Origin of the sequence: Amycolatopsis sp. CA-128772 (genome assembly GCF_002904295.1) — a bacterium.
Taxonomy (GTDB): domain Bacteria; phylum Actinomycetota; class Actinomycetes; order Mycobacteriales; family Pseudonocardiaceae; genus Amycolatopsis.
Window position 1 is genome coordinate 22,385 of sequence record NZ_PPHG01000019.1, and the last position, 20,182, is coordinate 42,566.

18 protein-coding genes are annotated in these 20,182 nt (G+C 69.7%); 10 read left to right on the forward strand and 8 right to left on the reverse strand.

The features are described from left to right. Positions 1 to 1,049: 1,049 nt before the first annotated feature. The 5 genes from C2L59_RS08090 to C2L59_RS08110 are packed head-to-tail and all read right to left on the reverse strand — an operon-like array spanning position 1,050 to position 6,455. On the reverse strand, positions 1,050 to 2,921 hold the full coding sequence (locus C2L59_RS08090; RefSeq protein WP_233223342.1) for an acetoacetate--CoA ligase: 1,872 nt from the start codon (positions 2,919 to 2,921) through the stop codon (positions 1,050 to 1,052). 2 nt (positions 2,922 to 2,923) lie between these two features. Further along, positions 2,924 to 3,844, reverse strand: coding sequence for a VOC family protein (locus C2L59_RS08095; RefSeq protein ID WP_103348881.1), 921 nt, complete (start codon positions 3,842 to 3,844; stop codon positions 2,924 to 2,926). 16 nt (positions 3,845 to 3,860) lie between these two features. Next, positions 3,861 to 5,057 carry an acyl-CoA dehydrogenase family protein gene (locus tag C2L59_RS08100; protein ID WP_103348882.1) on the reverse strand — a complete coding sequence of 399 codons (1,197 nt, stop codon included), beginning with the start codon at positions 5,055 to 5,057 and terminating at the stop codon, positions 3,861 to 3,863. A 25-nt stretch (positions 5,058 to 5,082) separates the two neighbouring features. Then, positions 5,083 to 5,616, reverse strand: coding sequence for a flavin reductase family protein (locus C2L59_RS08105; protein ID WP_233223343.1), 534 nt, complete (start codon positions 5,614 to 5,616; stop codon positions 5,083 to 5,085). Beyond that, complete coding sequence (locus tag C2L59_RS08110) at positions 5,613 to 6,455, reverse strand: fumarylacetoacetate hydrolase family protein (protein WP_103348913.1); 843 nt, start codon at positions 6,453 to 6,455, stop codon at positions 5,613 to 5,615. Before C2L59_RS08110 ends, C2L59_RS08105 begins: the two co-directional genes overlap by 4 nt. Positions 6,456 to 6,620: 165 nt before the next feature. Between C2L59_RS08110 and C2L59_RS08115 the strand changes: the two genes are divergently transcribed. The 10 genes from C2L59_RS08115 (at position 6,621) to C2L59_RS08160 (ending at position 15,421) form a co-directional block, all read left to right on the forward strand. After that, the gene (locus tag C2L59_RS08115) at positions 6,621 to 7,328 is read left to right on the forward strand and encodes a GntR family transcriptional regulator (RefSeq protein WP_103348883.1); all 708 of its coding nucleotides are present in this window, start codon (positions 6,621 to 6,623) and stop codon (positions 7,326 to 7,328) included. Between the two features lie 101 nt (positions 7,329 to 7,429). Beyond that, positions 7,430 to 8,497 carry an amidohydrolase family protein gene (locus C2L59_RS08120; protein WP_103348884.1) on the forward strand — a complete coding sequence of 356 codons (1,068 nt, stop codon included), beginning with the start codon at positions 7,430 to 7,432 and terminating at the stop codon, positions 8,495 to 8,497. Beyond that, the gene (locus C2L59_RS08125; protein ID WP_103348885.1) at positions 8,494 to 9,456 is read left to right on the forward strand and encodes an amidohydrolase family protein; all 963 of its coding nucleotides are present in this window, start codon (positions 8,494 to 8,496) and stop codon (positions 9,454 to 9,456) included. The genes C2L59_RS08120 and C2L59_RS08125 overlap by 4 nt, the downstream gene beginning before the upstream one ends. 51 nt (positions 9,457 to 9,507) lie before the next feature. Continuing rightward, the gene (locus tag C2L59_RS08130) at positions 9,508 to 10,419 is read left to right on the forward strand and encodes a LysR family transcriptional regulator (protein ID WP_158263027.1); all 912 of its coding nucleotides are present in this window, start codon (positions 9,508 to 9,510) and stop codon (positions 10,417 to 10,419) included. A gap of 144 nt (positions 10,420 to 10,563) precedes the next feature. Beyond that, positions 10,564 to 11,493, forward strand: a complete 930-nt coding sequence (locus C2L59_RS08135) for a hypothetical protein (RefSeq protein ID WP_103348887.1) — start codon at positions 10,564 to 10,566, stop codon at positions 11,491 to 11,493. Then, on the forward strand, positions 11,490 to 12,251 hold the full coding sequence (locus tag C2L59_RS08140; protein WP_103348888.1) for an HpcH/HpaI aldolase/citrate lyase family protein: 762 nt from the start codon (positions 11,490 to 11,492) through the stop codon (positions 12,249 to 12,251). Before C2L59_RS08135 ends, C2L59_RS08140 begins: the two co-directional genes overlap by 4 nt. A 59-nt stretch (positions 12,252 to 12,310) precedes the next feature. Next, positions 12,311 to 13,225 (forward strand): VOC family protein, encoded by a 915-nt coding sequence (locus C2L59_RS08145; protein WP_103348889.1) that lies wholly within the window; start codon positions 12,311 to 12,313, stop codon positions 13,223 to 13,225. Positions 13,226 to 13,238: 13 nt separating this feature from the next. Then, complete coding sequence (locus C2L59_RS08150; RefSeq protein ID WP_103348890.1) at positions 13,239 to 13,688, forward strand: nuclear transport factor 2 family protein; 450 nt, start codon at positions 13,239 to 13,241, stop codon at positions 13,686 to 13,688. Beyond that, the gene (locus tag C2L59_RS08155) at positions 13,681 to 14,403 is read left to right on the forward strand and encodes an alpha/beta fold hydrolase (RefSeq protein WP_103348891.1); all 723 of its coding nucleotides are present in this window, start codon (positions 13,681 to 13,683) and stop codon (positions 14,401 to 14,403) included. The genes C2L59_RS08150 and C2L59_RS08155 overlap by 8 nt, the downstream gene beginning before the upstream one ends. A 43-nt stretch (positions 14,404 to 14,446) precedes the next feature. Then, the gene (locus C2L59_RS08160; RefSeq protein WP_103348892.1) at positions 14,447 to 15,421 is read left to right on the forward strand and encodes an amidohydrolase family protein; all 975 of its coding nucleotides are present in this window, start codon (positions 14,447 to 14,449) and stop codon (positions 15,419 to 15,421) included. 48 nt (positions 15,422 to 15,469) lie between these two features. Here C2L59_RS08160 and C2L59_RS08165 read toward each other — a convergent pair whose 3' ends face one another. From C2L59_RS08165 to C2L59_RS08175, 3 genes are read right to left on the reverse strand one after another with little or no spacing between them, the layout of a single operon-like run. Then, entirely contained in the window at positions 15,470 to 18,334 is a 2,865-nt protein-coding gene (locus tag C2L59_RS08165; RefSeq protein ID WP_199198974.1) for a carbohydrate-binding protein, read from the reverse strand. 58 nt (positions 18,335 to 18,392) lie between these two features. Continuing rightward, a complete protein-coding gene (locus tag C2L59_RS08170; RefSeq protein ID WP_103348893.1) occupies positions 18,393 to 19,253 on the reverse strand; it encodes a carbohydrate ABC transporter permease in 861 nt (286 codons plus the stop codon). Beyond that, positions 19,250 to 20,134, reverse strand: coding sequence for a carbohydrate ABC transporter permease (locus C2L59_RS08175; protein WP_103348894.1), 885 nt, complete (start codon positions 20,132 to 20,134; stop codon positions 19,250 to 19,252). Before C2L59_RS08175 ends, C2L59_RS08170 begins: the two co-directional genes overlap by 4 nt. Between the last annotated feature and the right edge of the window lie 48 nt (positions 20,135 to 20,182).

Consider the following 20,182-nt stretch of genomic DNA (forward strand, 5'->3'; position numbering starts at 1 on the left):
GTCTTCGGCAGAGAAATCGTGCTGGTCTGCGGGACATGGAGTGGCCAGAGCCACGACGCGACTTCGCGTGCAAGCGAGCTCCGTCACCCCGCGCGTGGCCGGCGAGACACGTCGGACGAGCACTGCCGAGTTCGACTGGCCTGTCTCGACTTGCGTACAAGGTGATGGATCTACATGCCGCACGCACAGGGATTACTCGCGCCCGGGTGGTTTCGGCCCGGCTCATCGATCATCGACACCCTTGAGCACCTCGGGCAAGCCGGCTGCACGGGAAGAACCGTGGTGCTGGCGGGCCGACCCGCCGGATGCGGTGGCGGCGCCGTCGGTGGTCGGTGATGCGATCCTGAACGGCTGTCTCGACGAGTCGGCTCCACCTCAGGCCACGGCGGCAACCCGGAACTGCGGCGCGCGGCGATGCAGCGGCTCATCTCCGAGGCCGGGTTCATGCGCGTCGACGACACGGCTGGCCGTCCTGGCCGGCGATCCTGGCCGCGCTGGTGGCGGGCGCCGTGATCGGGTGGCTGTACTCGCAGCTGTTCACCCGGTTCGGCGTACCCAGCCTCGTCGGCACCCTCGCCGGGCCCGCTCGGCAGCAAGGGCGCGGTCAACCTGCCGTTCGACTCGCAGCTGGTGCTCTTCGCCCAGCTGGCGTTCGTGCCGGCGTGGCTTGTCCTACGTCCTAGTCGTGCTCGCCGCCGCGATGTTCGCCACGGGCTACTCCTTGGCCCGCGAACGCCGCGTGGCCGGGCTGTCGGCAGGTTCCACGTCCCTGCTGGCATCACCGCGATCGGCCACAAGTTCGACGCCGTCGCGTCGCTGGGCCCCGAGAGCCGTCCGAACGCCGCCACCGGCGACTACCACCGCACTGTCCACCTCCGCTTCGACGCGTGACCGGATCCAGCCGGACGCTTCGGTGAGCTTGCGGGACGAGAGCCGGCGGGCAACCCCGGATACCGCGACGATCATCGTGCGGTTACCGCGACACTGCTTTCCTGATGTGCTGCCGGCGCGGCCTGCAGCTCAAGACCCTGCGCGGCGGATCCGGAGGGTCAGGGGGTGAATGCGCCGATCGCGGCGTAGCCGCTGATGGCGTCAGGCGCGACGACTTCTGCGGGGGCGCGCCCCTGGAGGATCTGCTTGATCGGTTTCTCCAGCTTCTTGCCGGTCAGCGTTCGTGGGATGGCCGGGACGGCGTCGATCCGGTCGGGAACGTGCCGCGGGGAGAGCTGTTCTCGGAGGGCCTGGCGGATCAGCTGCCGCAAGGTGTCGTCGAGATCGATGCCGGGTGCCGTGGCGACGAACAACAGCAGCTGGCCGGGGCCGCCGTCCGGGTCTTCGAGGTGCACGACCAGCGAGTCCGCGACGCCGGGCAGCTCCTCGACGACCGAGTAGAACTCGGCGGTGCCGAGGCGGACCCCGCCGCGGTTGAGGGTGGCGTCGGAACGGCCGGAGATGACGAAGCTCCGTTCGGGGGACATGGTCACCCAGTCGCCGTGGCGCCAGACGCCGGGATAGGTGTCGAAGTAGGCGGCGCGGTACCGGTGGCCATCCGGGTCGTCCCAGAAGCCGATGGGCATCGACGGCATCGGCTTCCGGACGACCAGCTCGCCGACCTTTCCGACTACTTCGTTTCCTGCGGAGTCGAACGCAGTGACGTCGACCCCGAGGCAAGGCGCGGTCAGCTCGCCGCGGCGAGCGGACACCCACGGGTTGCCCGCGATCAAAGCGGAGCAGATGTCAGTTCCGCCCGACAGCGAGTTGATGTGGACTGCGTCGCCGAGGTGCTCGGCGGCCCAGTCGAAGACTTCGCCCGGCAGTGGTGAACCGGTGACGCCGAGCGTGCGCAGTGCGGGCAGCCGGCCGGGGTCGATGCCGGCTGTGCGGCAGGCGGCGAGGTAGGACGGGCTCGTGCCGAACAACGACACGCGCGCGCCGGCGGCGAGTTGCCACTGCGCAACGAGGTCCGGGTACTGCGGGTTTCCGTCGGTGAGCACGATGGTGGCCCGGCGCAGCAACCCGGAGACGAGGATGTTCCACATCATCCACGCCGTCGTGGTGTGCCAGAGGATCCGGTCGCCGGGGCGGGTGTCGAGGTGCAGGGCGTGGGCCTTGAGGTGTTCGAGCAGGATGCCGCCGTGGCCGTGGACGATCGCTTTGGGCAGTCCGGTCGTTCCGGAAGAGAACAGGACGTAGAGGGGATGGCCGAACGGGACCCGGTCGAACTCCGGCGGGGCGGGTTCGTTCAGCAGCTCCGGCCAAGGGTGTGTGCCGTCCACTTCGTACTGTCCGTAAGGGATGGAGATGGTGTGGCGCACGGTCGGCAGGCCCGCGCGGATCGTCGTGACGTCGGCCGTCTTGTCGATCTGCTTCTCGCCGTAGGTGTAGCCGCCGACGGTCAGCAGCACGGTGGGTTCCACCTGGGCGAAGCGGTCCAGGACGCTGCGGGCGCCGAACTCCGGCGCGCACGCCGCCCAGACGGCGCCGAGCGACGCACAGGCCAGGAAGGCGACCAGGGTTTCGGGGATGTTGGGCAGGTAGGCGACCACGCGGTCGCCGCGCCCGACCCCGAGCCGTTGCAGGCCGGCGCGGGCGCGGCCGACCTGGTCGGCGAGTTCGGTGAACGTCAGCGAGGCTGGCGCACGGGTCTGGGAGTACGCGAGCACGGCGAGCCGTTCGGCGTCGCCGGGTTCGCCGAGCATGTGCTCGGCGTAGTTCAGCTCCGTGCCGGGGAACCACTGTGTGCCAGGCATGTCCGCGGAGCCGAGCACGCGGTCGTAGGCTCCGCCCACTTCGAAGTGATCCCAGATCGACGTCCAGAATCCGGCCAGGTCGTCGACCGACCAGCGCCACAGTTCGTCGTAGCTGGTGAACTCCCTTCCTCGTGCTGCCAGCCAGCTGGTGTAGTCGTCCAACCCGGTCACTGTCACGCTCCGTCGTGAGCGTCGGTCATCAGGTCCGCCAGGTCCTCGGGGGCGAGGAACGACGGCGGGGGCGGCGGGCCCCAGGCGTAGAGGCTCTTTTCGCCGGCGACGACGCGGGGTTCCCAGAGCTGGTCTTCGAGGATGCAGTCGATGTCGGAGTAGTACTCGGAGAAGTTGCCGGCGGGGTCGCGCAGGTACCAGAAGAAGTTGGAGCCGATGTAGTGCCGGCCCAGGCCCCAGGTGTGGCGTTCCGGGTGGCCTTCGAGCATGGCGGTGGCGCCGCGGCCGACCTCGTCGACGTCGTCGACCTCCCAGGAGGTGTGGTGCAGGAAGCTGACCGGTGCCTGCTGGACGAGCACGTTGTGGTGGTCGCTTGAGCAGCGCATGAACGCGGCCAGGCCGGGGGCCTCGTCGCTGACCTTGAAGCCCAGGCCCTCGGTGAAGAACTTCTGGGTCGCGGCCTGGTCGGTGGAGCCGAACACGACGTGTCCGAGTTTGCGCGGCCGCACAGCCGGCTCGCGGTCGATGCCGGGCGCGCGGGTGTTCGCGCGTCGGATCTCGCCGGGCTGGTTGTAGGCCACCGGTTCCGGCGGCTCCTGCTGCAGTCGCGGTGCGACCGAGACGACGACGTCGAGCCCGGTGATCGGATCCTTGGTGTACAGGGCGTCGCCGTCGATGCGGCTCTCGACGTCGAGGCGGGCCAGGGACGCGGTGATGCGGCCGAGGTCGTCGGGGTCGTCGGCGCCGATGCCGAGGGTCAGCAGCCGGCGGTGCGGTGTCTGGTGCAGTTCGAGCTGTTCGCCGCCGTCGGCGGTGGCGAAGCCGGACGCGGTGGGGGTGAGGCCGAACTCGGTGTAGTACTTGGCGGTTTCGTCGAGGTTCGGGACGCCGATGGCGATCTTGGTGAGGCGGTGCAGGCTCATGGCGAGGTCCTCCGGGTCAGATGAGCGGGGTGATCTGGTCGTCGCGCCCGAGCAGGGCCTTGCCGTAGACCTCGTAGTTGACCGCGGGCAGCACGATCGCGTGGCGGGCGGCCACGGCGGAGTCACGCCAGATCCGCTGTAGCGGGTTGACCTCGGCGAAGCTGCCGGCGCCGTGCGCGGAGAGCAGGATGTCGATGGCACGCGTGATGTTTTCGACGGCCCAGCCGGTGTCGGCGCGGGTGCGGGCGCGCAGCGTGAGGTCGGGGTAGGTGCGGTTCGCGGCGGCGGTGTCGATGTCGTCGGCGGCGCGGTGGGCGTGCAGGTGGGCGGTGTCGATCCGCATCGCGGCTTCGGCCAGCTGCAGCTGGAAGCCGACGGAGTCGGCCTGCGCCACATAGCTGGTGTAGGAGATCGCCTTGCGCGTTGCCTTCTCCTGGACGATCTGCAGCGCTTTGCGGCCGAGGCCGAGCTGGGGGCCGGCCAGCACGAGGGTGAATACCGGGACGAGCGCGGCGCGGTAGAGGTCTTCCTCGGGCTCCTCCACGGCGTACTGGCCGCCGATGGCCGGCGGTACCGACATGACGCGGTGCTCGGGCACGAAAACGTCTTCGGCGATCAGGCAGTTGGACCCCGACGAGCGCATCCCGGCGACGAACCACGTCTCCTCGAAGCCGAGGTCGGTGCGGGGGATGAGGACCAGGCCCTGGTCGACGACCTCGCCGCGCTCGTCGGTCAGCGGGACACCGAGACCGGCCCAGTCGGCGTGCCAGGAACCGGAGTTGTAGTACCAGCGGCCGGTAACGCGCCAGCCACCGTCCACTTTGGTCGTCTCGGCGGTCGGGGCGAGGACGCCGGAGACCTTCGCGTCGGGGTTCACGCCCCAAATTTCGTCCTGGGCCTGCCGGCTGAACAGCCCGGCCATCCAGGCACAGACGTTGCTCAGGGCGACGACCCAGGCGGTGCCGCCGTCGGCCTCGGCCACCGCGGCGGAGACGTCGAGCATCGCGCGGACCGGGAGCCCGTAGCCGCCGTAGCGACAGGGCTGGGCGATCTTGAACACGCCGGCCTCGGTCAGCGCGGTGATGCTTTCCTCGACGACCCGGCGGTCGGCTTCGCCTTGGGCGGCATTGCGTTCCAGCAGCGGCCGGATGTCGGCGATGCGGGCGAGGATCTGTTCGGTGGTGACCGCGGGTTGTTCGGTGGTGATGGTCATGACGTCGTTGTCCTTTCCGGGCGGGTCAGCGGGCGCAGGCGGCGATCTGGTCGGTGATGGGCGGGCGGGGCCGCTCGGTGAAGCGGGAGTGGGTGCCGAAGGTGCGGCGGGCGTAGACCAGCGGGGGCTGCTCCGTGCCGCTGAGGGCGGTGACCAAGCCGAACAGCAGCAGGTGGTCGCCGGCGTCGACGGTGCGTTCCAGCGCACACGCGACCCAGCCCGTCGCGTCGGCCAGCCGGGGCAGCCCGGCGTCGGTGAACCAGGTGGTGTCGGCGGTGAAGCGGTCGGCGCCGCGGGTGGCGAACCGGACGGCGAGGTCGTCCTGGCCGTGGCCGAGCAGGTTCACGCCGAACCTCCCGGCGGCCAGGATGTCGGCGAGCAGGGCCGAGCGCCGGTCGAAGGCGACGCCGACCAGCGGCGGTTCCAGGGACAGCGAGGTGAACGAGCTGACGGTCGCGCCGCGCGGCCGGCCGGCCGCGCTGGTGGTGGTGACGATGGTGACCGGTGCGCAGACCGCGCCCATCACCGCTCGGAACCGGTTCGGGTCCACCGTGCTCACGACTCCTCCACGAACCGGTGGCGCATGACGCCGACGCCTTCGATGGTGCTGACGAGTTCGTCGCCGGCGGAGAGGAACCGTTGCGGGGTGCGGGCGCCGCCGACGCCAGCCGGGGTGCCGGTGAAGATCACGTCGCCGGGGAGCAGGGGCAGGACGGCCGAGAGCCGGGCCACGAGGTCCGGTACGGAGAAGATCAGCTCGCTGGTGCGGCTCTTCTGCACGGATTCGCCGTTGACCGTGCAGCTCAGTTCCAGGTTGTCCGGATCGGCGAACTCGTCGGTGGTGACCAGCCACGGCCCGGTCGGCCCGAAGCCGGGGCGCGACTTGCCGAGGCTGAACTGCGGCACGGGACCGGCGAGCTGCAGGGCGCGGTCGGAGAGGTCCTGGCCGGCGGTGAGCCCGGCCACGTGGTCCCAGCCGTGCTCGACCGGCACCTGCCAGGCCCGCCGGCCGATGACGGCGACCAGTTCGACCTCCCAGTCCACTGTGGACCCGTTGAGCGTGATGTCGCCGTAGGGCCCGGTGAGCGAACTGGCGAACTTCGTGAAGATGGTGGGGGAGTCGGGAAGGTCGAGACCGGCTTCGGCCGCGTGGTCCCGGTAATTCAGGCCGATCCCGAAGATCTGCGCCGGGTTCGGTGCGGGGGCTCGCAAGTCGGCGTCGTCGAAGGATGTGGCGGCCTCATGCCCCGCGTCGCGGGCCCAGGCGGTGAACTCGTCCCAGCGTGCGTACACCGCTTGGGGGTCGGGGGAGAAGCGCTGGTTGCTGGCGCGCTCGACGTCGACGGCACCGGCCTCGGTGATGAGGACGAGCCGACCGGCGAGATTGGCGATCCGCATCGCGGCACCCTTTCGGTCGATGATCCGCCGGTGTCCCGACGGGCGGGCCGCGGTGCGGCTCGTCGCCCGGGTCACCGGCGTCGGCTACCCCCATACTCTGCTGGACATAGGCGACTGTCAACACAAGAATCGATTCTTGATGAGAGAGTGTGTTAGAGTTCGAGTATGGCGAAGAGAGCGGGTGGCGAGAGCCTGGCCGTGCTGGTGTACTCCCGGCTGCGCTCGGAGATTCTCAACGCGGACCTGGCCCCGGGAGAGCGGCTCAAGCCCGCTGAGCTCGGTGACCGGTTCGATGTCAGCCTCAGCGTCGTGCGTGAAGCCCTCGGGCTGCTGGCGGCCAAGGACCTGGTCCAGATCGATCGCAACCGCGGATTCCGGGTCATGCCGCTGTCACTGCAGGCGCTGACCGACCTCACCGAGGCTCGCGTGGTCAACGAGGGGGCTGCGCTGCGGTTGTCGGTCCGGCGCGGCGGCGTGACGTGGGAGTCCGAAGTGCTGGCCGCACACCACCGGCTCGCCGGCCAGCCGCTGTTCCTGCCCGGGAACCCCCAGCGCCGCAACGAGGAATGGGCACGGGCGCACCTGGAGTTCCACCACACGCTGATCCAGGCGTGCGGCAACGCGGTACTGCTGGACATCTGCACGCGCCTGTCCGATGCCGCCGAGCTCTACCGTGCCTGGTCCGGCCCCGGCACCCTGGAGCACCACCGTGACGTGGCCGGCGAGCACCAGGGCCTGGTCGACGCGGCGCTCGCTCATGACGCCGACGAGGCGGCGGCCCGCTTCGAGGCGCACGTCAACCGCACACGGCAGATCCTGATGGACACCAGCCTCGCGCCCCTCCGCGACGGTGCCGCCGAGCCGGCACCGTGACGGCCCACATCCACCCGGACGTGCTGACCGGCTTCCAGCCGCCCTGTCCGTTCCTCTCTTAACGTTTTGCAGAGCCTGCTGTGATCACCGGAGAAGGGCCCATGACCACCAAGACGATTCTGACCAACGTCCGCGTCTTCGACGGCACCGGACTGACCGAACCCACCACGGTGACCATCGACGGGACCGTGATCGGCGACGAACCCGCGGGCGGGCAGATCGTCGACGGCGGTGGCGCCACCGTGCTGCCGGGCCTGATCGACGCCCACGTCCACCTGATCTTCCCCGACGACCTGCGCAAGCTCGCCGAGCACGGCGTCACCACAGCCCTGGACATGGCGTGCTGGCCGAAGGAGCGCGTGGACTCCTTCCGCGGCCGAGTGCCTGACATCCGCAGCGCGGGCGTACCGGCCATCGGGCCGGGCGGCAACCACGCCCGCATGCCCGGCATGCCGGCGGAGGCGATCTTGACCGCGCACGGGCAGGCCGCGCCGTTCGTCGCCCACCGCGTGGCCGAAGGGTCGGACTACATCAAGGTCGTCATCGAAGGAGACCTGCTCGACCAGCCCACGATCGACGCCGTCGTCGCGGAAGGAAAGAAGCACGGGAAGCTCACGGTCGCGCACGCTTCGTCGGTCGACGCCTACCGCCGCGCCGTGCGGGCCGGAGCCGACGTCATCACCCACGTCCCCCGCGACGGCGTCCTCGACGCCGACACCGTGGCCCGCATGGTCGAACGAGGCCAGATCGCGGTCCCCACCCTGGCCATGATGGAAGCGGTGATCACCGGTGTCCGGCCCGAAGGCCAGGACTACGCCTACAGCCGCGACAGCGTCGCCGCACTGCACGCGGCGGGCGTCCCGATCCTCGCCGGCACCGACGCGTTCTCCGGACCGGCGCCGCTGCCCAACCCCGTCACCCACGGATCGAGCCTGCACCACGAACTGGCCCTGCTCGTGGAGGCCGGGCTCACCGAGAGCGATGCGCTGCGTGCGGCGACGGTGCTGCCCGCCCACCACTTCGGCCTGCCCGACCGGGGCAGCGTGCGGCCGGGGTTGCGGGCGGACCTGGTGCTCGTCGACGGAGACCCGTCCCAGGACATCAAGGCCACGACCGCGATCCGGCGGATCTGGGCCGCCGGTGCCGAGGTCGAAGTGACCCACCGATGACGAGTTCTGCCCTGGTGGACGTGCATGCCCACTTCCTCACCCCGGAGTACGTCGCCGCCGCCCACGCCGCCGGCCACCAGGCACCGGACGGCATGCCCGGGTGGCCCACCTGGGACGCCGAGAAGCACTTGACGCTGATGGACCGGTGGGGCATCGCCACCTCGCTGTTGTCAATCTCCTCGCCCGGCACGCACTTCGGCGACGACGATGCGGCCCGTCGGCTCACCCGGCACGTCAACGACACCGGCGCCGAGATCTGCCGGGCCCGCCCGGACCGCTTCGGCCACTTCGCGTCACTGCCGTTGCCCGATGTGGACGGTGCGCTCGGCGAGCTGGCCCACGCCGTCGACGACCTCGGCTGTGACGGCGTGACCGTGGAGACCAACACCGCGGGCGTGTACCTGGGCGATCCTCGCTACGCCCCCCTGTGGGCCGAGCTGGACCGGCGCCGGACCCCGGTGTTCGTCCACCCGACGTCACCACCGCAGGCCGACGCTATCGCATCCGGCCGTCCGCGGCCGATGCTGGAATTCTTGTTCGACTCCGCCCGTGCCGTGAGCGACCTGGCCTTCGCCGATGTGCTGCAGCAATACCCCGCCATCCCGTGGATCTTCACCCACGGTGGCGGGGTGCTGCCGCTGCTGGCCGGGCGCATGGAGCTGTTCCGCGGCATGCTCGGGGCCGCGCGACCCGATGTTCCGCCGCTGCCGGAGCAGGTGTCCCGGCTGTGGTTCGACATGGCGGGAACTCCCTTCCCGCACCAGATCCCGGCGCTGGACCGCGCGTTCGGCACCGAACGGCTGCTGTACGGCAGCGACTACTGCTGGACCCCGCCCGCCGCGGTCGACGCGCAGCTGGCCGGCATCGACGCGGCACCGCAGCCGGCGGGCACCACCTGGCGCGCGCTCACCACCGGCAACTGCGCCCGGCTGTTTCCCCGGCTGGCCCGCCTCGGCTGACCCGGCGCACGAGCCGGCCCGGCACGGGCGAGGAAGGCGGCGACGGTGACGATGAACCTGCGGCAGCTGGAGTGTTTTCTCGCCGTCGCCGACGAACTGCACTTCGCCCGCGCCGCCGACCGGCTGCACCTGAGCCCGGCCAGTGTGAGTGAAGCGATCGCGGCGCTCGAACGCCGGGTCGGCGGCCCGCTGTTCGACCGCTCGAGCCGTCGGGTGAGTCTCACCGCGCACGGACTGCGGTTCCTCGGCGACGTACGTGAGCCTTTCACGAGTCTGGCGCGGGCCCACGAGAACGCGCGCACTCGCGCGTTGGGCAGCGCGGATCTCGTGGTTGCGCACACCCCGGAACTCGGCCAGCTGATGTTTCCCCCGCTGCTGTCGGCGTCGTGGCGGCGCCGGCTGCCCGGCCTGCGGTGGCGCCCGGTGCTCATGCACACCCCGCAGCAGATGGCCGCGCTGGAGGACGGTCGCGCGGACCTCGGTCTGTGCTGGTCTGCCTCCACCCGCTCACCCCTGAACACCGTCGTGCTCGCCGAGGTGCCGATCGTCGCGATCCTGCGCGCCGAAGATCCGCTGGCCGCAGCGAGAGAGGTGCCGCTGAGCGCGTTGCGGACCAGATCGCTGCTGATGACCCCGCGCAGCGACAACCCCTTCGTGGATTCCGTGATCCACACCGAACTCGTGCACGGCGGTGTTTCGACGGCCAACGTGGAGGAAGTCGGGCGGTTCGACGAATTGACGATGCACGTCGCCGCCGGACAGCGCATCGGGCTGCACCCCGCCACGATCGCCGCGACCAACCGGGTTCCCGACGTGGTGTTCCGGCCGATCGCCAAGCCGGTCATCCAGGTCACGATCTGCCTCGTGCACCGCGACGATCGTGCGACCGCCGTCGAACCTCTGCTCATGGCTCTGCGTGAGATCGTTGGCGACCTTGACCTCCTCGCCGCACAACGAGTTTGAGCTCCGGCTGCCCTGCCTTCGTGTCGTGATCATTCGGTTCTGCCGAACTGACCCGCCGGCCGTTGACGATTGATCATCGGCAGGTCGCCGACGAGCATCGTCGTAGCCGATCCGAATTCCCTTCCCGACGACGCGGAGGAACACATGACCTACAGCACGGCCGACATCCGCTCACGGTTGCCCGCGACGGCACCGGCCGCCGCGCCGGGGACGGGTCCGGCGGCCCAGGCGCAGTTCATCGATTTCACGGCCACCGAACCCGATGAGGTCACCGAACGCGGCTCCCGGATCTGGTGGGTGCGCGGACAGAACTTCGCCGTGTCCTACGCCGTAGCCTGCGCGGGGGAGGTGTTGGAGCGCGAAGCACAACCCGACGAGTACGTCGCGCTCTTTCCCGGTGGTCCTGTCGGCGCGGACATTCGGTCCGAACACGGATCGGCCTCAGTGGAGCAGCCTGCGCTGGTCGTCGTGCCACCGGGGGCGTCCCGGATCGAACTGACCCGCGACACCCAAGTGATCCGCCTGTTCTCGGCCGCGTCCGCCGAACTGCTTGCCCGCTGCCGGAACAACGACGCCTACCGTGAACCCGACCCGTACGTGAGCGGGTTCGCGCCGTGGCCACCGGCGGTCGACGGTCCGCACCTGCGGATCTACTTCGTCGCGGACCATCCCTACGCGCCCGGGCGGTTCGGCCGGCTGTTCCGCTGCAGCACTTTCATGGTCAACCTGTTCGACCCCGACCTCGGCCCCCGCGATCCCGCGGCCCTCTCACCGCACCACCACGACGACTTCGAGCAGTGTTCGCTCACAGTCGAGGGGCACTGGTGTCATCACATTCGCACGCCATGGACCACAAACCTCGCCGACTGGCGCCCGGACGAGCACGTTGCTGTCGCAAGCCCGTCGGTGACGATCATCCCTCCGCCCTTGGTACATACCAGTCAGTCCACCGGGCAGGCCCGCAACCAGCTCATCGACGTCTTCTGCCCGCCCCGCCACGACTTCTCCGCCCAACCGGGCTGGGTCGTCAACGCGCACGAGTACCCCGTTCCCGAGGCGGAGAACGCGCGATGAGGGCCTTCACCGAGCTGCTCGGTTCGCTGGGGCGTGCCGCCTTCGGAACCTGGGTCAAACTCCCGACTTGCGACAGCGTCGAACTGCTGGCCATCGCCGGATTCGACTTCGTCGCGATCGACATGGAACACGCACCGCTGGACATCCGCGAGGTCCACGAGCTGATCGGAGCCGCACGAGGACGAGACCTCCCCGCTCTCGTGCGCGTCCCCGACCGCAGTCCCGCCGTCATCGCCCGGGTGCTGGACTCGGGCGCGGCGGGAGTGCTGGTACCCCACGTGGATCACCCCGGCGATGCGGTCAACGCGGTCGCGGCCACACGATTCCCGCCACAGGGGACGCGCGGGTTCGGCCCCACCGTGCGTGCCGGCGACTGGGGCACCGACACCGCCGCTTACCGCGCCTCGGCGGCGTCCGCTGCCGTCATCCCCCAGTTGGAAAGCCGTACGGCGATCGCGGCCATGCACCGCATCGGCGCCACCGACGGGCTGGACGCCCTGTTCGTCGGTCCCGCCGACCTGGCCGTCGCCACCGGCCTCACGGCCGACGCACCGGAATTCCGCGCCCTGCTGAACACCGCCGAACGAACCGCCGCGGAAATCGGCATCCCGCTCGGCACCGCGACCGGCGCCTCCGCGGCCGAAGCAGCCGCTCTGGCTCGTCGTTACCAGTTCGTCCTGCTGGCCAACGACGCCACCCTGCTCACCGGCGCGGCGTCGGAACTGCTTGCCACCACCAAGAAATCGCTGACGGCCTGAACGACTGCCGTTCCACCGTCGCCTATCCCCGCAGCCGGCTGAACGCTCAAGGAGGAGCTATGCCCATCAACCGCATTGACCACGCCGCGATCCGGGTGACCGATCTCGGTCAATCGCTCGAATGGTACGAGGGGGTGCTCGGGCTCACCGTTTTGGAACGCACCCCGCAGCGTGCGCTGCTGGCCTGCAGCGGTGACGGCGCCGACCTGACCCTCATCGCGGGCGGCCAGAGCATCGACAGCTTCACCTTCGGCGTCGACCACGCCGATGACCTCGAGGAGATCCAGGCCCGCCTCGACGGCGCAGGTGTCGCCTACGAGCGCTACAGCGAACCGGACCGGCCCGGCCAGGGGACACTGCTGGGACTGGACCTGCCCAGCGGGCACCGGATGGAGTTCGCGGCGGGCTCGGGCAACCGGGTCGCCGGCCGAACCCACACCACCTCCGACGGCACGTTCCGCCCGACCGACATCGATCACATCAACCTGCTCGGCGAAACCGACCCGCAGGAGTTCTCGGACTTCATGAAGATGGTACTGGGCTTCAAGCAGTCCCTGGTCATGACCTTCGCCGGCAAGTGGGCCGCGTCGTGGTTGCGCGCCACCCGGATGGACCACGACCTCGCCTACATGCAGGCGGTGCGCCCGGCCGACCGGCTGCACCACGTCGCGTTCGCGGTCGAGGACGGCAACCACTACTTCCGTATCAGCGACCGGCTGACCGAAACCGGTCACCGCTGGGAGTTCGGCCCCGGACGGCACATGGGCAGCCCCCGCGACACCCAGGGGTTCGGTACCAACAACTTCGCCTACGCCTTCGACCCGACCGGGAACCGCAACGAGTTCAGTTCCGGGATGAACGAGTTCGACGATGCCGAATTCCTCGTCGCCGAGGTGCGTCCGGACCAGCTCACCGAAGTGATGAACGGCTGGGCCAGCAACATGCCCGAATCGTTCATGACCATCGGTTCGTGAGGCGGCCGAACCGGTGTCACCGATCGAACAGGGCATCACCGACGCTGTGCATGCCAGCTGGTGGAACGTCGACGCCGACGCGGGCGTCGGTGGCGAGCTGGGCTACACCGAGGACGCGGTGTGCCGGATGCCGGGGCTGATCATGCACGGCCGCGACGACATTGCGCGGGGGTACGCCCGCCGCCAGGCGAACGGACCGCGGCTGTCGCGGCACCTGGTGTCCAATCTCGTCCTCGAGCTGCGCGCCGCCACCGAGGCCACCGCGCACTACGTGGTCACCCTGTATGCGGCCAACGGCGTCGCTCCGTTGCCGTTCTCCGACCCCTCGGCCATCTGTGACGTGGTGGACCGGTTCGTCGCGGCACGCGGTTCCTGGCTGATCAGCTCACGCGAGGTGACCGCGGTGTTCGTGGCGGCGGGCAACGACTCGGTGCTGCTCGGGCGAGGCGGTTCCGATGCCTGAGCCGCAGAACGGTTTCTGGCCGGCTGCCGGCGAGCCACCCGTCGCGCTGGTCCACGGGTGGGGCGGTACCTATCGCAGCACCTGGAGCGGGTCCGCGCTGGAACGATCGCTGTTCCGGGCGGGCCGCACCGTCCTCGGCGTCGATCTCCCCGGCCACGGTCGCACGCCGGCCGCACACGACCCGCGGGCCTACGCCGACATCGCCGAACAACTGCACGCCCGGCTGCCGGCGGGCCGGGGAATCGACGCGGTCGGCTTCTCCCTGGGCGGAAAGCTGCTGCTGCACCTGGCCGCACGCGATCCCGAACGGTTCCGGCGCCTGGTGATCGCCGGCGTGGGAGCCAACCTGTTCCGCCCGGAGTACGGGCAAGCGGTGTCGGCGGCCCTGCTCGGCGGCCTGCCCGACGGAGCCCCGGCATCGCTACGAGCCGTAATCACTCACGCCTTGGCGTCGGGCAACGATCCGCGGGCACTGTCCGCGGTGATCCGCAGGCCGTCACGCGTCCTGGACCCGGTGGAAATCGCGGGTATCCAAGCGAAGCTGCTCATTGTGGCCGGCAGCGACGATTTCGTCGCACAGCCGGTCACGCCCCTGGCCCGCGCGTTGCCGTCGGCCCACGTGGTCGTCGTCCAAGGCCTCGACCACCTCGACACCCCCCGGTCCGAAGCGCTGGCGGAGCTGGCCGGCCCGTTTCTCACCCAGGCAGATCCGTGACCATCCGCGCCATTTCGGCGGACTTCGAAACGAGGAACAGTTCATGACCCGCGATCGCATCGACGTCCACGCCCACTACGCCGGAGGCGTGGTGGCGCAGCGGCTGCGGGACACTGCACTCGCCGGCGGCTTTCGCGTGTCACCGTGGAGCGTCGACGCGGCCCTGGCCTTCGTGGATCGCCACGACATCGCGACCCAGATCCTGTCCCTGCCGCTTGAATGGCTGCCCACCACCGGCCCGGCCGATGCTGTCCGGACCGCGCGTCTGGTGAACGAGGCCTACGCAGAGCTGATCAGCGCCCATCCCGGCCGGTTCGGTGCCTTCGCCACCCTGCCGATGAATTCCGTCGACGCCGCTCTCGCGGAAGTCGAACATGCCTTGGACACCCTGACCCTCGATGGGGTGGTGCTCGGCACCAACACGTCCGGCAAGTATTTCGGGCACCCTTTCCTCGAGCCCATCCTCGCCGAGCTCGGACGCCGGAAGACGCCGATATTCGTTCATCCCGCCGAATGCCCGCACATCGATGTACTCGGCTTCGGACGTCCGAGCTCGGTCATCGAATTCCCGCTCGACACCGCGCGGACCATGACCAACGCCATCTATTCCGGTGTGTTCCAGCGTTACCCGACGCTCACCGTGATCCTGGCCCACGCCGGTGGAGCGCTACCCTCCCTCGGCTGGCGCATCGCCGAACACGCCCGGGTTAAGCGAGGTCCCGACGACGCCGACATCGGTCCCGGCCACGTCGGTGAAGCACTGCGAAACGTCTACTACGACACCGCGCTCGCCGGTAATCCGCACTCACTCCTGCCCACCTTGCAGGTCACCACACCGGACCACGTTCTGTTCGGCACCGACTGGCCGGCTGCTCCCGAAGCCACTGTTCACCGCAACAACGAAAACCTCGTCTCGTTCCAAGAAGTCGCCGACAGTGACCTGTCGGGAGTCGATCGGGCAAATGCGGTCCGGCTGTTCCCGCGTCTGGGGCCGAGGGCCAGGCCCTTGTCGGATTGACCAGCCCGTCAGCCCGGTGACCGGTCGGGTCACCGGGCTGACCCGCCTTCAAAAGCCGGAGTTGCCGGTGCCTCGCACCAGCGTGTAGCCGCCGTCGTTGAGCAGACCGCCGGCTGCCGCGCCGGTCACCGTGGTGTGTGCGATCGACGCGCTGCCTGCTGCGTTAGTTTCGATGCCGTAGGTGCCGGCTCCGGCAATCGTCACGCGGTCGAAGCTCAGCTGTGTGATCGACTTCTGGAAGCTCAGCAGTATGCCTTGGTACGTGCTGTCCGATATCGTTAGGTCCTCGACGACGATCGGTGTCGCGATGGGCGCCGAGTCGGCGTAGATCCAGAGGGCGCCGATCGCCGAGTTCCAGTTGTCCTCGAAGCTGCCGGTGCGCAGGAGCGTGTTGCGCCGGATCGATGTCGTGCCGGACAGCGGCACCGGGTTGAAGCGGGTGCCGACCGTGATGCCCGAGCCCGCGGTCACGGTGTCCGCGACGATGTTGTTCTCGACGCGGTTGCCGGCACCGCCGAAGATGCCGATGCCGTTGGCCAGCGCCGGTGACTGAACCGTGTTGAACGTGTACGCGCTGCCGGTGACGGCACTGCCTTCGGAGAACATCGCCAGCCCGTCATCACCGGTGTTGCGGACCATGGACTGGTCGACCCGCACATCGGCCACGTTGGCGTGAACGTTGACGCCGTCGGCGAACGTGTCGCGGATCCGGGTGCCGACCACATACAGGCCGTTGGTGCCGGAGTCGGCCCAAAGCCCGACCTTGGTGTGCTCGATCCACAGGTTCTGGATCAGTGACCCGGACCCGAAGTTGCCGTCCAGCGCGGCGTCCGAGCCGTTGTCGTCGCGGACCCGGACGTCACCGAAGATCGCGAAGTCGGCCAGCGTGACGTTGCTGCCCGTGCCGAAGAAGCCCCCGCGGGGACCGGTGCCCTGGATGACCGAGTACCAGGGTCCGGCGCCGAAGACCTTGACGCCCGCGACGTTGATTTTCGCCGTGATCCGGAATGTCCCGGCCGGGATCCACACCGGCTTGTTCTGGGCTGCGCCCGCCGCGATCGCCGTGTTAATGGCCGAGGTCGCGTCCGAGCCGTTGTTCGGGACTGCGCCGTACGACGTGATTGACAGCGCCCCCGCGGGAGCCGTCGCCGGGGCCGGCGCCTGTTCGGCGTCGAGCAGGTCGACGTCGTAGTAGGCGGCCGTGCTCGAGGCGTCTTTCTGCAGCTTGAGCACAGTGCCCGCGGGCCAGTCGCCGATCAGCGCGCGCGTCTCGTCGTAGAACCGGTGCGGGCTGCCCTGTGACGGCACGTTCGTGTACGGGTACGCGCCGTAGACCCAGCTGTAGCTCGAGGTCAGCGTGAGGTCCCGGACTTTGGTGCCATCCGCGTAGAGCGCCAGCGGCGCGGTCTGCCCGGCACCATCGGCGGTGTCCGGGATGGAGAACCGCACGGTGACGGCGTTCGCGGGCTTCGTCAGGGTGACGCTCACGGACTGCCCGGTAGCGCTCAGCCGCACCGCGCGGCGCCCGCTCGATTCGGCCTGGACCGTGTGGAAGGTCCGGCCGGCCGTGAGCACGGTCCCGGTGGTGGTCCCGGATTCGGCCTCGTACTCGGTGTACGGCGTCGTCGCGCCGCGCGCCGCCAAAGCGGTCTCGTTCGCGAGGACGACGCTGTCGACCAGCACATCGCTGCCGGTGCCGGCCAGCTGCAGCGTGTTGACGCCGGCGCGGACCAGTACCGCCACGGTGGCCGTCCGCCAGCCGGTGCCCGACGGCAGGGACGCGGTTCCGGCGTCCCAGCCGTTCGCGGCCATCGCGAGGGTGCCCGAGTTCGCGAAGCGGATCGTCGCGGTCGCCGTGCCCGCCGCGGCCATCGCGAAGGTGCGGACGAGCCGCGCGCCCGGCGTTCCGAACCCGGCTGCGTATCCGGGCCCGGTGTAGCCCGCGGTCGCGGTGCTGACGGTCGCGCCGCCGGAGAGGAACGCCGCCTCCGCCTCGCCCGGACCTGCGGGCACCGAAGATGTCACGGTGAGGTTGTCCAGATTCACGTTACCCGAGTCGGTGCTGTCGAAGGAATACGCCACCATGTGGTCGCCCGCGGCCAGCGTCACGGATTCGGTCGCGGACGTCCAGGTGTCCCAGTTCGCCGACGTGGGCAGTGATACCTGCCGCTGGCGGACGTTGTCGACGTAGAGCGAAAGCGTCATGGCCGCCCCCGTGCCGTTGGCGTACCGGAGGGTGAGCGACTGCGGCCCGGCGGTCGTCACCTTGACGGCGAACGACGTCCGCGCGGCACCCTTGTTCCCGTCGGTGTACCCGCCGACGAAGCCACTGCCGCTGTAGCCCGGGTGGTCGGTCGCCACGACCGCGCCACCGGAGAGCGTCGCGTTCTCGGCCTCGAACAACGGGCCCGCCTGCCCGGTCGCCGACGGCGTGACGTCGAGGCGGTCGAGATTGACATTGCCGCTGTCTGCCGAGCCGAAGGTGTAGGACACGTTGTGCGAGCCTGACCCGAGGGTGACGGCCACGCTCGCAGACCCCCAGCTGTCCCAGTTGGCCGTGGGGGGCAGGGAAACCTGCTGTGCTGCCCCGGAGTCCACGGTGAGCATGAGGGTGCGTGCCGACCCGGTGCCGTTCGCGTAGCCGAGGGCGAAGGTGTACGAACCCGCCGAGGCGGCCGTGACGGCGAACGTGGTTTGGGCCGTGCCACGGTGGCTGTCGGTGTAGCCGCCGACGAACCCGATACCGCTGTAGCCGGGGTGGTCGGTCTCGACAGCAGCACCGCCGGAGAGCGTGGCGTTCTCGGCTTCCAGACGGGTGGTCGCGGCGTGCGCCGGGGCCGTGGGCAGGAGAGCGGTGAAGGTGAGCATCGCGATGGCCAGGACACGGCCGCGGTGCGGTGGGGACGTGTGCATCTGTTTTCTCCCAACCGAACTCCGGACGCGTCATTGCGTCCGTGGGACTTCGCGGCGGTCAGCCCTTGACGGCTCCGCCGAGCGCGTTGCCGCGCAGGAACATCCGCTGGAACGCGAGGAACAGCACGACGGGGATGACGGACGAAATAGCCAGCGCGGCGAGGAAGACGTCGAGCTCGACGAATTTCTGCAGCGCCGGAAGCCGGACCGAGAGGGGCTGGACCGCCGGGTCGGGCAGCACCAGCATCGGCCACAGGAAGTCCTTCCAGGCCGCGACGATGGCGAACACCGAGACGACGCCGAGGATCGGGCGGGACATCGGCAGCACGACCGACCAGAACAGGCGCAGCGGCCCGGCGCCGTCGACCCGCGCCGCTTCGAACACTTCACGCGGGAGATTGTCGAAGAACCGCTGTACCAGGAGAATGTTGAACGCGCTGGCACCCGAGGGCAGCCAGACCGCCCAGAACGAGTTGATCAGCGACAAGTTCACCATGGACAGGTAGAGCGGCACCAGCAGCACGATCGCCGGCACGAACAGCGTCGCCAGCACGACCCCGGTGAGCACTTTCCGGTAGCGCGGGCGCAGCACCGACAGTACGAACCCGGCCGTCGTCGCGACGACCAGCTGCACCAGCCACGACCCGGCGGCGACCCACACGGTGTTCAGGAAGAACTTGTCGATCTGCACCCGCGTCCACGCCGTGGCCAGATTGGCGAAGTCGATGCCGTGCGGCCAGAGAGCGAGCGGGTCGCGCAGCGTGTCCTGCGTAGGCGTGACCGCTGCCTTCGCCAGCCACAGCATCGGGCCGAGCCCGGCCAGGAACAACGCCGCCAGCAGAGCCGCATGCAGCGTACGGGCCGTGCGGCGGACGACCGGCCGCCGCCAGTCCGACGGCGAGAGCAGGGCGCGGGTCATGACTTGCTCCAGGAGCGCGTGAGGCGGAAGTACAGCGCGGAGAACAGACCCAGGACCACGGCGAGCAGCACGCTCAACGCCGTCGCGGCCCCGTAGTCGCCGCCGAGGCTGTCGGCGAAGGCGTACTGGTAGACCAGCAGCAGAATCGTGGTCGTCGAGTGCGCCGGGCCGCCGCCGGTGAACAGGAACGGCTCGAGGAACACCTGCGCGGTGCCGACGATCTGGAGGATGAACGTGATCAGCAGGACCCCGCGCAGGTGCGGCAGCGTGACGTGCCAGACCTTGCCCCAGACCGACGCGCCGTCGATCTCGGCCGCCTCGTACTGCTCGGGTGGGACGCTGGTCAGCGCGGCGAGGTAGATGATGATCGTCGCCCCGGCCGCCGCCCACGTCGCCTCGGCGACCAGCGAGAACATCGCCGTCGACGCCGACTGCAGCCACGGCGACGGGCTGATCCCCACCGCGCCCAGCACGGTGTTGAACACCCCGTTGGGCCTCGCATCGTAGAAGAACTTCCACAGCAGCACCGCCACCACCGGCGGGATCACCACCGGCAGGTAGGCCAGCGCACTGTAAAGCCCCTTCCCCCGGCGGACCTCGCTCATCAGCACCGCCGCGACCAGCGGGAGGGGGTAGCCGAGCAGCAGCGCGAGGACGGCGAACCACAGCGTGTTGCCGACCGCGTTCCACAGCTGCGGGTCGCCGAGCACCGCGGCGTAGTTGTCGAAACCGACGAACACCGGGTCGGCGACGAGGTTGGTCTGCTGGAAGCTCATCACGACGGCCTGGCCGATCGGCCGCCACGAGAACAGCCCGAACACCACCAGCAACGGCAGCAGGAACAGCAGCGCACCGAGGCCGCCGCCGCGCACCCATGTCATCGGGGTGCGTCGGCGGCGTGCCCGGGCCGGGCGGCGAGTGGGGACCGC

Coding starts and splice junctions, on each gene's coding strand:
- C2L59_RS08095 (WP_103348881.1), bottom strand. CDS start 3,844: ATGAGCCTGCACCGCCTCACCAAGATCGCCATCGGCGTCCCGAACCTC.
- C2L59_RS08100 (WP_103348882.1), bottom strand. CDS start 5,057: ATGACCATCACCACCGAACAACCCGCGGTCACCACCGAACAGATCCTC.
- C2L59_RS08110 (WP_103348913.1), bottom strand. CDS start 6,455: ATGCGGATCGCCAATCTCGCCGGTCGGCTCGTCCTCATCACCGAGGCC.
- C2L59_RS08115 (WP_103348883.1), top strand. CDS start 6,621: ATGGCGAAGAGAGCGGGTGGCGAGAGCCTGGCCGTGCTGGTGTACTCC.
- C2L59_RS08120 (WP_103348884.1), top strand. CDS start 7,430: ATGACCACCAAGACGATTCTGACCAACGTCCGCGTCTTCGACGGCACC.
- C2L59_RS08125 (WP_103348885.1), top strand. CDS start 8,494: ATGACGAGTTCTGCCCTGGTGGACGTGCATGCCCACTTCCTCACCCCG.
- C2L59_RS08130 (WP_158263027.1), top strand. CDS start 9,508: ATGAACCTGCGGCAGCTGGAGTGTTTTCTCGCCGTCGCCGACGAACTG.
- C2L59_RS08135 (WP_103348887.1), top strand. CDS start 10,564: ATGACCTACAGCACGGCCGACATCCGCTCACGGTTGCCCGCGACGGCA.
- C2L59_RS08140 (WP_103348888.1), top strand. CDS start 11,490: ATGAGGGCCTTCACCGAGCTGCTCGGTTCGCTGGGGCGTGCCGCCTTC.
- C2L59_RS08145 (WP_103348889.1), top strand. CDS start 12,311: ATGCCCATCAACCGCATTGACCACGCCGCGATCCGGGTGACCGATCTC.
- C2L59_RS08155 (WP_103348891.1), top strand. CDS start 13,681: ATGCCTGAGCCGCAGAACGGTTTCTGGCCGGCTGCCGGCGAGCCACCC.
- C2L59_RS08160 (WP_103348892.1), top strand. CDS start 14,447: ATGACCCGCGATCGCATCGACGTCCACGCCCACTACGCCGGAGGCGTG.
- C2L59_RS08165 (WP_199198974.1), bottom strand. CDS start 18,334: ATGCACACGTCCCCACCGCACCGCGGCCGTGTCCTGGCCATCGCGATG.
- C2L59_RS08170 (WP_103348893.1), bottom strand. CDS start 19,253: ATGACCCGCGCCCTGCTCTCGCCGTCGGACTGGCGGCGGCCGGTCGTC.
- C2L59_RS08175 (WP_103348894.1), bottom strand. CDS start 20,134: ATGACATGGGTGCGCGGCGGCGGCCTCGGTGCGCTGCTGTTCCTGCTG.